The sequence below is a fragment of the Mesorhizobium sp. ORM8.1 genome, assembly GCF_053005525.2.
Genome location: NZ_CM132600.1, coordinates 5,723,102 through 5,734,976, shown reverse-complemented (window position 1 = coordinate 5,734,976; position 11,875 = coordinate 5,723,102). Strand labels below are relative to the sequence as shown.

Annotated in this window: 10 protein-coding genes and 1 pseudogene; 4 read left to right on the top strand and 7 right to left on the bottom strand. The window is 63.1% G+C overall.

The window, feature by feature from the left end:
- Positions 1 to 35 precede the first annotated feature (35 nt).
- Positions 36 to 431 (bottom strand): (R)-mandelonitrile lyase, encoded by a 396-nt coding sequence (locus tag ACVDG8_RS28725; protein ID WP_447251464.1) that lies wholly within the window; start codon positions 429 to 431, stop codon positions 36 to 38.
- A gap of 289 nt (positions 432 to 720) precedes the next feature.
- On the opposite strand from ACVDG8_RS28725, the gene ACVDG8_RS28720 reads away from it, so the two are divergent.
- The 3 genes and pseudogenes from ACVDG8_RS28720 to ACVDG8_RS28710 all read left to right on the top strand — a co-directional run bounded on the left by ACVDG8_RS28720 (position 721) and on the right by ACVDG8_RS28710 (position 5,762).
- A complete protein-coding gene (locus ACVDG8_RS28720; RefSeq protein ID WP_455707324.1) occupies positions 721 to 2,202 on the top strand; it encodes a putative bifunctional diguanylate cyclase/phosphodiesterase in 1,482 nt (493 codons plus the stop codon).
- A gap of 265 nt (positions 2,203 to 2,467) precedes the next feature.
- On the top strand, positions 2,468 to 4,519 hold the full coding sequence (locus tag ACVDG8_RS28715; RefSeq protein WP_447251462.1) for an elongation factor G: 2,052 nt from the start codon (positions 2,468 to 2,470) through the stop codon (positions 4,517 to 4,519).
- Positions 4,520 to 5,263: 744 nt separating this feature from the next.
- A pseudogene (locus ACVDG8_RS28710) lies at positions 5,264 to 5,762 on the top strand (methyltransferase family protein).
- Here the strand turns inward: ACVDG8_RS28710 and ACVDG8_RS28705 are convergent.
- Both ACVDG8_RS28705 and trxB read right to left on the bottom strand, forming a co-directional pair.
- Complete coding sequence (locus tag ACVDG8_RS28705; protein WP_447251460.1) at positions 5,759 to 6,655, bottom strand: LysR family transcriptional regulator; 897 nt, start codon at positions 6,653 to 6,655, stop codon at positions 5,759 to 5,761. The pseudogene ACVDG8_RS28710 and the gene ACVDG8_RS28705 sit on opposite strands and share 4 nt — an antisense overlap.
- A 72-nt stretch (positions 6,656 to 6,727) precedes the next feature.
- On the bottom strand, positions 6,728 to 7,702 hold the full coding sequence (gene trxB, locus ACVDG8_RS28700; protein ID WP_447251459.1) for a thioredoxin-disulfide reductase: 975 nt from the start codon (positions 7,700 to 7,702) through the stop codon (positions 6,728 to 6,730).
- A 235-nt stretch (positions 7,703 to 7,937) separates the two neighbouring features.
- On the opposite strand from trxB, the gene ACVDG8_RS28695 reads away from it, so the two are divergent.
- Positions 7,938 to 8,408, top strand: coding sequence for an Lrp/AsnC family transcriptional regulator (locus ACVDG8_RS28695; RefSeq protein WP_447251458.1), 471 nt, complete (start codon positions 7,938 to 7,940; stop codon positions 8,406 to 8,408).
- On the opposite strand, the gene ACVDG8_RS28690 is transcribed toward ACVDG8_RS28695, so the two are convergent.
- The 4 genes from ACVDG8_RS28690 to ACVDG8_RS28675 form a co-directional block, all read right to left on the bottom strand.
- Complete coding sequence (locus ACVDG8_RS28690) at positions 8,405 to 9,055, bottom strand: D-glycero-alpha-D-manno-heptose-1,7-bisphosphate 7-phosphatase (protein WP_447251457.1); 651 nt, start codon at positions 9,053 to 9,055, stop codon at positions 8,405 to 8,407. The two genes, ACVDG8_RS28695 and ACVDG8_RS28690, sit on opposite strands and share 4 nt — an antisense overlap.
- Positions 9,048 to 9,620: a D-sedoheptulose-7-phosphate isomerase gene (locus ACVDG8_RS28685; protein ID WP_447251456.1), complete on the bottom strand. Its 573-nt coding sequence runs from the start codon at positions 9,618 to 9,620 to the stop codon at positions 9,048 to 9,050. Before ACVDG8_RS28685 ends, ACVDG8_RS28690 begins: the two co-directional genes overlap by 8 nt.
- An 8-nt stretch (positions 9,621 to 9,628) precedes the next feature.
- The gene (gene rfaE1, locus ACVDG8_RS28680) at positions 9,629 to 11,107 is read right to left on the bottom strand and encodes a D-glycero-beta-D-manno-heptose-7-phosphate kinase (RefSeq protein ID WP_447251455.1); all 1,479 of its coding nucleotides are present in this window, start codon (positions 11,105 to 11,107) and stop codon (positions 9,629 to 9,631) included.
- 125 nt (positions 11,108 to 11,232) lie between these two features.
- Positions 11,233 to 11,865, bottom strand: coding sequence for a LysE family translocator (locus ACVDG8_RS28675; RefSeq protein ID WP_447251454.1), 633 nt, complete (start codon positions 11,863 to 11,865; stop codon positions 11,233 to 11,235).
- Between the last annotated feature and the right edge of the window lie 10 nt (positions 11,866 to 11,875).

Below are 11,875 nucleotides of genomic sequence, written 5' to 3'. Positions count from 1 at the left end.
TCATCCATACCACTGACCGACGTCGAGGCAGGCGCTCAGCCGCCATATTGCTCCGACGTCACCGCTTCCAGCCACTCCGCATGGACACCGTCCAGCGCCTCTTGCATGGCGATATGCGTCATGGCGGTTTTCGCCCCCGCGCCATGCCAGTGCTTTTCGCCGGGCGCAAACGAGATGACGTCCCCTGCCCTGATCTGTTCGATCGGTCCGCCCCAGGTCTGGGCAAGTCCGGCGCCGGAGGTGACATAAAGCGTCTGTCCGAGCGGATGCGTATGCCAGTGCGTGCGCCCACCGGGTTCGAAGCTGACCAGCGTAGCCCGCAATCGCGCCGGCGCTTCCTTTTCGATGATCGGCGTCTGCAGCACCCGGCCGGTGAAATACTTATCCGGCGCGATGATCGTCGGCACGGTGCCGCACGCAATGATCTTCATCGTCCTATCCTTTCCTACGAAACAACCCACCGCGAACGCGCGTCCTGCAACACAGTTTCATGCCGACAAGGGTTCGCGCAACCGACGTTTTCGGCCATCGAAAGATAGCGTCGAAGTCCGTGCGATAGAAGTTCATTAGCCGGTCAACAAACTGTCATAAATCATTGCTTTTTAACCATAAAATTCCTGCGAATGACCGAGCGCCGATTAATGCGACGAAGCCGCAGCCGAACTCAATGTTTGTTAACGGCTGCCCCCTAGCCATGACGCGTGCTGTGGGGGTGCGGACATGAGTATCTTGGCGACGATCAAGGATCACAGCGGCCGTATCTATCGCGGCATCCAGGCATTGCTCCTGGTGAGCATCGCCGCCACCTGCCTTGCCGATTTCGGTCTGACGGAAGGCGCTTCGCGCACCGGCGTGCTCGCCATATCGGCGACATCGACCTTGATGGCGCTGCTGGTGCTGATGTACATGCGCTCGAGCGTCGTTCAGCGCCTGCAATCGGCGGCTGCCGCCGAAGCCGAGAAGCATCGCTTCCTGACCATCGATACGATGACCGGCGCCATGACGCGCCGCTATTTCATCGAAGCGCTGCGTGACCGTCTGGGCAGCCAGCGCAACCCGCGCAAGGCCAGCCTGCTTCTGATCGACCTCGATCACTTCAAGCAGCTCAACGACACGTTCGGCCATCAGTTCGGCGACCTGGCCCTGGCGCATCTGGTCAAGGAGGCGGAGCGTATCTTCGAAGACGGCGTCATCGGCCGGCTCGGCGGTGACGAGTTCGGCGTCATTCTCCCACATGGCAACACGGCTTCCATCCAGAAAGATATGCGCCGATTGCTGGAGGCGATGCGCGCCGGCAAAAGGCACGAGGGCAAGATCATTCCATTGTCGATCTCGGTCGGCGTGGCGCTTGCGCCGCTGCATGCTTCCAACGGTACCGAGCTGCTGCTGCTCGCCGACCTTGCGCTCTACGAGAGCAAGGCCGGCGGCCGCGGCCGCGTCACCGTCTTCGATGAGGAGATGCTGTCGGACAAGCGCTATCGCCGGTTGGTCGAACGCGAACTGCGCGCCGCCGTCTATCTCGGCGAGTTGGAACTCTACTACCAGCCGATCGTCGATCCGAACGGTTCCGTCGAGGCGCTGGAGGGATTGATCCGCTGGCGCCATCCGGTGCGCAGCCTGATATCGCCGGCGGAGTTCATCCCGATCGCCGAGCGCTCGACGCTGATCGATATGATCGGCGAATGGGTCTTCAAGCGCGCCTGCGCCGACATCGGCCATTTTCCGGGGCGGCGCATCTCGATCAACGTCTCCGGCGAGCAGTTGAAGCGCGACGAGATCGTGACGATGTGCGAGCGCGTCCTGCGCGAAACCGGACGGTCGGCATCGCAATTCATCATCGAGATCACCGAGACGGTTGCGATGGCCGCCACGCCTGAGGTGCTGAGACGCCTTGAGGCGCTGCGTGGCCTCGGCTTCCAGATCGCGCTCGACGATTTCGGCACCGGACATTGCGGCTTCAACTATCTGAAGTCGCTGCCCATCGACTGCGTCAAGATCGATCGCTCCTATATAAGCAGCCTCGCGCATGACCAGGTGGCGCAGATCTTCGTCTCCGCGCTTGCCCAGATCGCGCGCATCCAGGACATCGCCATCGTCGCCGAAGGCGTGGAAACGGCCGACGAGTTCATGCTGGCACGCACTGCCGGCTGCAGCCGCTTCAAGGCTACTTCTTCGGCCGGCCGGGGCCACGCGATAAAATGAGCGCCTTGTGCGTCGCGCCTTCAAGCCGCTCGCGCTCACGGCCTGACAAATAGGCGACCACCGACGAAACCAAGCCGGCGAATTTCCTATTTTTCTTGCCCTCTCCGCAAACCCGTGTGACGATGGCTTTGGGCAGGAGGAAATAAACCGCCCGCGACGGCCGAACAGGCCGGCCGCCGCTCTTCTAGAGAGTGCGATCGCACGCAAAACCGGTTTCCACTTTTGCTGATCGCTCTCTCGGGAAACGCCTGAGTGGAGGTCAGCCATGGGTACTCGCGCCGGAGGACGACGCACGGGACCGAAATGCATCGCCATAGTCGGTCCCTTTGCAAGCGGTAAGACGACACTTCTCGAAGCAATCCTCGCCCGCACGGGCGCCATTCCCCGCCAGAACCCCGTTTCATCGGGCAGCACTGTTTCCGATCATTCGCCCGAGGCTCGCGCTCACGCCATGAGCGTCGAGGCGAACTTCGCCACCACCGAATTCATGGGCGAGCAATTGACCTTCGTCGACTGCCCCGGTTCGATCGAATTCGCCTTCGAGGCCGAGCCGGTGCTTGCCGCCTGCGATCTCGCGGTTGTCGTCGCCGAGGCCGACGAGAAGAAGATCCCCGCACTGCAGCTCATCATGCGCAAGCTCGACGATCTCGGCGTGCCGCGCATCCTGTTCCTCAACAAGGTCGACAAGGCAATCGCCGGCGTACGCGACACGCTCAAGATGCTGCAGCCGACGAGCGCTTCGCCGTTGTTGCTGCGCCAGATTCCGCTGCGCAAGGACGGCATCGTCATCGGCTCGATCGATCTGGCGCTCGAACGCGCCTACATCTACCGCGAATACGCCGAGAGCGAAGTGGCCGAAATTCCCGGCGACGACAAGGCGCGCGAGCTGGAAGCCCGCTTCTCCATGCTGGAGACGCTTGCCGACCATGACGATCATCTGATGGAACAGCTGCTGGAGGAGATCGAGCCGCCGAAGGATGCGGTCTTCGATGATCTCTCGGCCGACCTGCGCACCGGCGCGGTGACACCGGTGCTGATTGGCACCGCCGAGAAAGGCAATGGCGTGCTGCGTTTGCTGAAAGCGATCCGCCACGACGCGCCGGACGTGGAGGCGACCAGGAAACGGCTTGGCGTGCCCGACGGCAACCAGACGGTCGTCCAGGTGATGAAGACCATCCACACGGCGCATGGCGGCAAGCTGTCGGTCTCGCGCGTGCTTTCCGGTCAATTGGCCGACGCGGCCGAGCTGTTCCTTTCCAATGGCGATACGGCGAAGGTGTCTGGCATATACAAGATGCTCGGCAAGGACCAGATCAAACAGGTATCCGCCAAGGCCGGCGACACGGTCGCGCTCGGCAAGCTCGACGACGTCAAGACCGGCCACACGCTGAGCTCCGCCAAGGGCGGCATCAGGCCGCTGGTCGCGCTTGACCCGCCACAGCCAGTCTTCGCCTTCGCGCTGCGCCCCAAGGAGCGCAAGGACGAGGTCAAGATGTCGGCGGCGATCCAGCGCCTTGCCGAGGAAGATCCTTCACTCGGCCTGCGCCACAACCAGGACTCCGCCGAGACCGTTCTATCGGGGCACGGCGAGATGCATTTGCGCGTGGTGCGCGAGCGCCTTGAGGGCAAGAACCAGATTCCGATCGAGGGCCATGCCCCGGCGGTGCCCTATCGCGAAACCATCCGCAAATCCGTGCAACAGCGCGGCCGCCACAAGAAGCAATCGGGCGGCCACGGTCAGTTCGGCGACGTGGTGATCGAGATCAAACCGCTGCCGCGCGGCAGCGGTTTCCAGTTCTCCGACACCATCACCGGCGGCGTGGTGCCGAAGACCTACATCCAGTCAGTGGAGACAGGGGTTCGCGACTATCTGAAGACGGGTCCGCTCGGCTTCCCGGTGGTCGACGTCGCGGTCAACCTTTCGGACGGCTCCTATCATGCGGTAGACTCCTCCGACATGGCGTTCCAGATGGCAGCCAAGCTGGCCATGAAGGAAGGCATGGCCGCCTGCTCGCCGGTCCTGCTGGAGCCGGTCATGAAGGTCGCGATAGTCACGCCTTCCGATGCGACCTCGAGGATCATCGCGCTGATCCCGCAGCGGCGTGGCCAGATTCTCGGCTATGACGCGAGGCCCGACTGGCCGGGCTGGGATGTGGTCGAGGCGACAATGCCGCAGGCCGAAATCGGCGACCTGATCATCGAGCTGCGCTCGGCGACCGCCGGCGTTGCCAGCTATAAGGCGGTTTTCGACCATATGGCCGAACTGACTGGACGCCTCGCCGACGAGGCCATGAACGCCAACGGCAAGGCTGCCTGAGCGATTTTAAGTGCGTCGCTGAAACGCATTCAGCCGACGCACTTTAAGTTTTTGCTTGATGTCCCAGAACTGCTGCACACTTCTGGGGAAGACATAAAAACGGCGTCCGGATCATCCGGACGCCGTTCTATTGCGGACCGTCTTCTTCCTGGGAGGCAACGGCAGGTCCGCCGCATCCGGAAAAATGGTTCGGACGCGGTAGCTGCCTGAGCCCGGCCTTCCGAGTGATGCCCCCATCTCCCGAACCGACCAACCGCGTCCTATCGTCTACTTAATCGATAGAGTGCGTCCGCGACATGTTACCCGATGTTACATGTCACTGTTACGTGGTGGATTTTACCGATTTCCCGGGAGCCCGCAGGCAATCGGGCAACAAAAAAGCCGGATCAATAAAGATCCGGCTGAGTTTGATTGGAAGTGCCGATTAAGGCTAACCTCCAGAGGGGAACACTCGAGGGCGCTAATGGGAGGAGAACGCGCCCCGGAGATGCCACTATATATCTGCTCATCATGCCCAAGAAACAAGCATCTATTTTGCAACACACGCATGCAAAAAGACGCAGGCTGTGGTCCAACCCATTCCCGGAGCCCATAGGACCAGCAAAATAGCCGATTTCAGAACGTTTTCGGATCGAAGCGACTGCTAAAATACAAAATCGGGCCGGTTTTTCTCGGAATTACGTGAGTCGGCAAATGACGCCGGTTTCATCAGGCCAAGTTTATTTTTGCGGCAGGAGACCCACGATGCGAACTTTTTCAGCAATCGCCGGCAGCGCGCTGTTCCTGGTCGTCGCGCCCGGTGTCGTTGCCGGACTGGCGCCCTGGCTGCTGACCGACGGCTATCGCGTGCCGCTGTCCGCGGTGCCGGGCATCGTGCCCGCAGGGCTTATTCTGGTGGTCGGAGCGGCTGCAATCCTGCTCCACGCCTTCGCCCGCTTCGCGCTTGAAGGCCTCGGCACGCCGGCGCCGGTGGCGCCCACCGAGAAGCTGGTCGTCGGCGGCATCTACCGCCATGTCCGCAACCCGATGTATGTCGCGGTGCTGTCGATCATCCTTGGACAGGCGCTTATTTTCGCCAGCTGGCCGGTCGTGCTCTATGGCCTGATCGCCGCGGCGGCGATGGTCTCCTTCGTCAAAGTCTACGAGGAGCCGACGCTGGCGAGCCGCTATGGCGCCGAATACGAGGCTTACCGCCGCGCCGTACCCGGCTGGCTGCCGCGGAATCACGCCGTGGCGCGGTTAGTAGGACCAGCTGCGCGCCTTGGCGATGATGAAATCGCGGAAGACGTGCAGCTTCGCCTGGTTCTTCATCGCATCAGGGTAAGCGAAATAGGTGTCGAACGACGGCACTTCGGTCTCGGGCAGCAGCTGGACCAGGTTGGTATCCTTGCTGATCACATAGTCGGGCAGCATGGCGATGCCGGCGCCGCCCTGCACCGCCCGCTTGATCGACAGGATGTCGTTGATCTGCAGCGTCGGAACCCTCTGCCCGCCTTCGAAATCGCCGACCGTCTCCAGCCAGTTCAGCTCCGACAGATGCGAAGGCACCGGCAAGCCGAAGGTCACGATGCGGTGGTTCCTGAGCTCGGCGATCGAAGCCGGCTTGCCGAATTTCGCGATATAGGAGGGTGCGGCATAGAGGTGGAAGTGCACAGTGAACAGGCGGCGCTGGATAAGGTCCGGCTGTTGCGGCTGGCGCAGCCGGATGGCGCAATCGGCCTGGCGCATGGTGAGGTCGAGCTCCTCATTGGCGAGGATCAGCTGCAGGCTGATCTCGGGATAGAGCTCGATGAATTCCTGCACGCGTTCGGTCAGCCAGCCGGCGCCGAGCCCGACCGTGGTCGTTACCCTGAGCACGCCGGACGGCCGGTCCTTGGTCTCGGTCAACCGGGTCTTGATCGTCTCCAGCTTCATCAGCACGTCGTGCGCCGTGCGAAACAGCATCTCGCCCTGCTCGGTCAGCACCAGCCCGCGCGCGTGGCGGTGGAAGAGCGCCACGCCGACATCGTGCTCCAGCGCGCTGACCTGCCGCGAGATTGCCGATTGCGACAGGTGCAGTGTCTCGGCGGCATGGGTGAACGATCCAGCCTCCGCCGCTGCGTGAAATACGCGTAGCTTGTCCCAGTCCAGCGCCATGATTCCCCTCGCGTTGCGTTTGGCGTCTGAATGAAAAATCAGGCTTTTAAGCGGCCTTTCTCAGCCGATTTGTCATTCCGCCGCTTCGCGGTGAACCTCGATCCCCGCCAGGTACTTCTCCGCCTCGAGCGCCGCCATGCAACCAAGCCCGGCCGCTGTCACCGCCTGGCGGTAGATGTCGTCGGTGACATCGCCGGCGGCGAACACGCCGGGCACATCGGTGCGGGTCGAATCCGGCGCCGTCCACAGATAGCCGTTCGGCTTCTGCTTCAGCTTGCCGGCGAAAAGCTCGACCGCCGGCGCGTGGCCGATGGCCACGAAAACGCCGTCGATCTTGAGATGGCTGATCTCGCCGGTTACCGCATTTTTGAGCTTCAGCCCTTCGACCGAAGGCGGCAGCGGCGTCTTGCCGGGACGACCGGTGATCTCGTCGACGACCGTGTCCCAGATGACGCGGACATTGTCCTTCTTCAAGAGCCGCTCGCGCAGGATACGCTCGGCACGGAAATCGTTGCGCCGATGAATGACGGTCACGCTCTTCGCCAGATTGGAGAGGTAGAGCGCCTCCTCCACGGCCGAATTGCCGCCGCCGATGACCGCCACATCCTTGCCGCGATAGAAGAAGCCGTCGCAGGTGGCGCAAGCCGACACGCCAAAACCCATGAAGGTCTGTTCTGTCGGAATACCCAGCCACTTGGCCTGCGCACCGGTGGCAATGATCAGCGCGTCGGCCGTATAGGTCGTGCCGGAATCGCCCTTGGCGCGGAACGGCCGGACATTGAGGTCGACCTCGGTGATGATGTCGTTGATGATGTCGGTGCCGACATGCTCGGCCTGCTTGAGCATCTGCTCCATCAGCCAGGGTCCCTGGATGGGGTCGGCGAAGCCCGGATAGTTTTCGACATCGGTGGTGATCATCAGCTGGCCGCCCTGCTGCAGGCCGGCGACGAGCATCGGCTTCAGCATGGCGCGCGCGGCGTAGACCGCAGCCGTGTAGCCGGCGGGGCCGGAACCGATGATGAGAACAGGCGCGTGTTTGGTGTTCATGAAAAAGTCCCCTGCGGCGCAAAGCCGTGGTTTTGTCGAGGGTAATGTAAGGGTTGCCAACCATGGCAGCAAGGCGAACGGGCCGTCGTCCCCGGAAAGCTGTGGCCAATCAGCTATTCGCGAAATGGCGGCTTTTGTTACGCTTGAAAAGTCGCGTCGATAAGGGCTGGCGCGGACACAAAAGTCGTTTAATTACAAAATCGCGAAAGATTCTTGCGCAGAAGCCGAGACAGCCATGCCGCTCAAAGCCGACCTCGACGCCATCGACTGGAAGATCCTACGCGAGCTGCAGGGTGACGGACGCATGACCAATGTCGAATTGTCGAGCCGTGTCGGCATCTCGGCGCCGCCTTGCCTGCGCCGTGTCAGGCGGTTGGAGGAGGCGGGCATCATCCGTGGCTACCGCGCGCTGCTTAACGCGCCGGCGCTCGGCATGGATGTCGTCGCCTTCTGCCTGATCGGCTTGCATCATCAGGCCGATGCCGAGCTGAAAACCTTCGCCGAACGCACGCGCGGCTGGCCGATCGTGCGCGACGCCTGGATGGTCTCGGGTGAATCGGATTTCCTGCTGCATTGCGTGGCAAGCGACCTCGGCACTTTCCAGACCTTCGTCATCGAGGAGCTGGCCTCGGCGCCCAATGTCGACACGGTGCGCACCGCTTTGACCATCCGCCGTGTCAAGGATGAGGGGTTGGTGGCTTTCTAAGCCCTACCCAGCTCGGTAACTACGTCGCACAGTCTGCGGTAGTCGTTGCCCGTCATCAACTTACGCGTCGTAAAACTGCCGTCCGGGGCCTTTTTGTTGAACCTGCCGCCGACCAGCCAGCCCTCCACCAGCCCAGCCCTTCGGCCGGCTTCCATGTCGTCGGCCTTGTCGCCGACGATGACCGATCGACCGAGGGCCACGCCGAGCAGATCACGAGCACGGAGGAGCATGCCGGGATTGGGCTTGCGCATCGGATGATCGCCTATCGCCAGTTCACCTGTGCCGCTCGAATGGTAGGCGCAGGCAAGCACCATATCGATCCGGCATTGCTCGGCATCGAGAAGCGCCAGCACCCGGGCATTCACGGCGGCGAATTCCGGCCAGCCGAAATAGCCGCGCGCAATGCCGGACTGGTTCGAGACGACAACTGCGGGAAGGCCGACAAGGTTGGCCGTTCGGATCACAGGCAGCATTTCCGGCCGCAGCACGATATCCGCGGGGTTGCTCGGGTAGCCGGTGTCGACATTGATGGTGCCGTCACGATCCAGGAACACCGCCGGCCGTCCCGCTGGAAACGTGCCTTTGCCGACGCGCTCGACCCACAGGCCGGGCTCGGCAAGCGGAAGGCCAGCTTCGCCGTCAGCCATTGCTGAGACGCGCTTCGACCACCTCGCACAGATAATGGTAGAGGCACAGATGCCCCTGCTGGATGATCGGCGTCGAGGTCGACGGCACATTGAGCAGGATGTCGGTGAGCGGCTTCAGCTTGCCGCCGGTGTCACCGGTCAGGCTGATCACCGTCATGCCCATCGCCCGCGCCTGTTCGGCGGCGGCGAGGATGCTCGGCGAGTTGCCGCTGGTCGAGATCGCCAGCAGCACCGCGCCTTCCGATCCATGCGCCTCGACCTGGCGCGAGAAGACGGTGTCGAAGCCATAGTCATTGCCCCAGGCGGTCAGCACCGCCGCGTTGGCCGGCAGCGCGATGACATTGTAGGCCTTGCGTTCCTTGAGGAAGCGGCCGACCAGTTCGCCGGCGATGTGAATGGCATCGCTGGCCGAACCGCCATTGCCGGCGATCAGAAGGGCCTTCCCGGACGCAAGCGCCGTTACCACCGCGCTCACGGCGCGTTCCATCGCGCTCGACAGGTCACGCTCGACCGTCGCGGTGATCGCGGCCGCGGAGCGGACCAGATAGTCGTTCAGTTCAGACATCGAAACCCTCAGTTTGCGGCGCGCATCTTGCCGATCGTGTTGGTCGTGCTTTTGCCGGCGACGAGGTCGACCAGCACCACGCGCCCGCCTGCCTTCTGCACCACATCGGCGCCGACGACGGTCTCGACCGTGTAATCCGCCCCCTTGACCAGAATATCGGGAAGCAGCGCTTCGATGAGCGTGAGCGGCGTATCCTCTTCGAAGACAACGACAGCGTCGACGGAAGCAAGGGCGGCGAGCACGCAGGCGCGGTCATGCTGGTCGTTGACCGGGCGACCCGCCCCTTTCAGCCGGCGCACCGAGGCGTCACTGTTGAGGCCTAGCACCAGGCGGTCGCATTGGCTGCGCGCGGCATGCAAAAGGCTGACATGGCCGGCATGCAGGATATCGAAACAGCCATTGGTGAAGCCGACCGTCAGGCCTTCTTCCTTCCACGCCGCGACCATCCGGGCAGCGGCATTGGCGTCGAGAATGGCATCGGTATGGGCCACCGGCCCATGCGATCGGAACAAAGCGCCGGAAAGCTCCTCCACCGACAGCCGCGCTGTGCCGCGTTTGCCGACGACGACGCCGCCCGCCGCATTGGCGATCACGGCGGCGTGCACCCGGTCGGCGCCCGCGGCGAGCGACAGCGCGAAGCTGGCGATCACCGTATCGCCGGCGCCCGAAACGTCGAACACTTCGCGCGCCTGCGTGGAGATATGGCGGGCGTCTTCGGCGCTCACCACGCTCATGCCCTTTTCGCTGCGCGTGGCGACGATGAATTCGAAGTCATGCGCCGCGATCAGGTCGCGCGCCGCTGCCACGATCTCGTCGTCGCTGAACACCTTGCGTCCGGCCGCCTCGCCAAGCTCTTTGCGGTTCGGGGTGACCGCGGTGGCGCCGGCATAGCGCGCATAGTCATGGCCTTTCGGGTCGACCAGCACCGGCTTGCCGGCGTCGCGGCAGATCGCGATCAGCTCGGCCGCCACGCCCTCGAGCAGGATGCCCTTGCCGTAGTCGGACAGGATGACGATGTCGGCGCGGGCAAGTGCTGACTGGAAATGGTCGATGAGTTTTGCCCGCTCAGTGGAGGTCAGCGGCTTGATCTCTTCCTCGTCGAAACGCAGCACCTGCTGGTTGAGCGCGCTGAACCGGCTTTTCGACGAGGTCATGCGGCCCTTCCGCTGCAGCAAGCCGTCGGTGTCGACGCCGATCTCGCCGAGCATGCGCACCAGATTGTCGCCGGCCTGATCAGTGCCGATCACCGAGACGGGAACGGCGGCAGCGCCCAGCGATACGATGTTGGAGACGACGTTGCCGGCGCCGCCTATGGCCAGCATCTCGCCCCTGCCGTGCAGCACCGGTATCGGCGCTTCCGGCGAGATCCGCTCGATGACGCCGCTGACGAAACGGTCGAGGATGAAATCGCCGACCACCAGCACGGTGGCCTCGCCAAAGCGGGCGATGGTGCGATGCAGGGGTTCGGGAGAAGGCAGCTTGAACATCTCACTCGAGGCAGGCCGAAAAAGGCCTATTTGGTTGGGTTGCGATGCCGGAATTATGCTGCCGGCAGCTCAGGACGAAGCGGATATACCGCAATTTGGGCCAGCGCAACGCCGACCCGCCCGCCTCAGCTCTTCTGCAGGGCGACATGAACGCCGAGCCCGACCAGCACGGCGCCGCCCGCGCGCTGCATCAGGCGCTGCGCCCGGCTGGACCGGCGCAGGCGCGCGATCATCGCGCCGGCCAGGAACACGCAGGCGATATCGGCCGAGGAGAACATCAGGTTGACGATGGTTCCCAGCACCACGAATTGCAGCCAGACCGGCAGCGCCGCCGAGCCGTCGATGAATTGCGGCAGGAACGCCATGAAGAAGATCGCCGTCTTGGGATTGAGCACTTCGACGGTGATGCTCTCGAAAAAGGCGCGGCGTGCCGTTTTCCGCTCGATGACGGGCAAACCCGTCTCGCCATCCGCACGCTTTCGGAACAGGCAGACACCGAGCCAGACCAGATAGAGCGCGCCAATCAGCTTGACCGCCATATAGAGCGGCGGCACGGCGTGAAACAGCACCGACAGGCCAGCGGCAGCGGCAAAGACATGCACATAGCCGCCGAGATGGATGCCAAGTGCGGCCGTCAGCCCGGACCAACGGCCCCGTGCCATGGTCTGCGCCGCCGCGTAGAGCATGGCGGGACCGGGTATGTAGGCGAAGATCGCGGTGGTGGCGAAAAAGGCGATAAGCAGTTCGGTCGACGGCATTTCTCTTGTC

Bases quoted from the DNA above. Each gene is read 5' to 3' on its own strand.
- ACVDG8_RS28690 (WP_447251457.1), bottom strand. From the start codon at position 9,055: ATGGCTGACGGCGAAGCTGGCCTTCCGCTTGCCGAGCCCGGCCTGTGG.
- rfaE1 (WP_447251455.1), bottom strand. From the start codon at position 11,107: ATGTTCAAGCTGCCTTCTCCCGAACCCCTGCATCGCACCATCGCCCGC.
- ACVDG8_RS28675 (WP_447251454.1), bottom strand. From the start codon at position 11,865: ATGCCGTCGACCGAACTGCTTATCGCCTTTTTCGCCACCACCGCGATC.
- ACVDG8_RS28695 (WP_447251458.1), top strand. From the start codon at position 7,938: ATGCCGCTCAAAGCCGACCTCGACGCCATCGACTGGAAGATCCTACGC.
- ACVDG8_RS28715 (WP_447251462.1), top strand. From the start codon at position 2,468: ATGGGTACTCGCGCCGGAGGACGACGCACGGGACCGAAATGCATCGCC.
- ACVDG8_RS28720 (WP_455707324.1), top strand. From the start codon at position 721: ATGAGTATCTTGGCGACGATCAAGGATCACAGCGGCCGTATCTATCGC.
- ACVDG8_RS28725 (WP_447251464.1), bottom strand. From the start codon at position 431: ATGAAGATCATTGCGTGCGGCACCGTGCCGACGATCATCGCGCCGGAT.
- ACVDG8_RS28685 (WP_447251456.1), bottom strand. From the start codon at position 9,620: ATGTCTGAACTGAACGACTATCTGGTCCGCTCCGCGGCCGCGATCACC.
- trxB (WP_447251459.1), bottom strand. From the start codon at position 7,702: ATGAACACCAAACACGCGCCTGTTCTCATCATCGGTTCCGGCCCCGCC.
- ACVDG8_RS28705 (WP_447251460.1), bottom strand. From the start codon at position 6,655: ATGGCGCTGGACTGGGACAAGCTACGCGTATTTCACGCAGCGGCGGAG.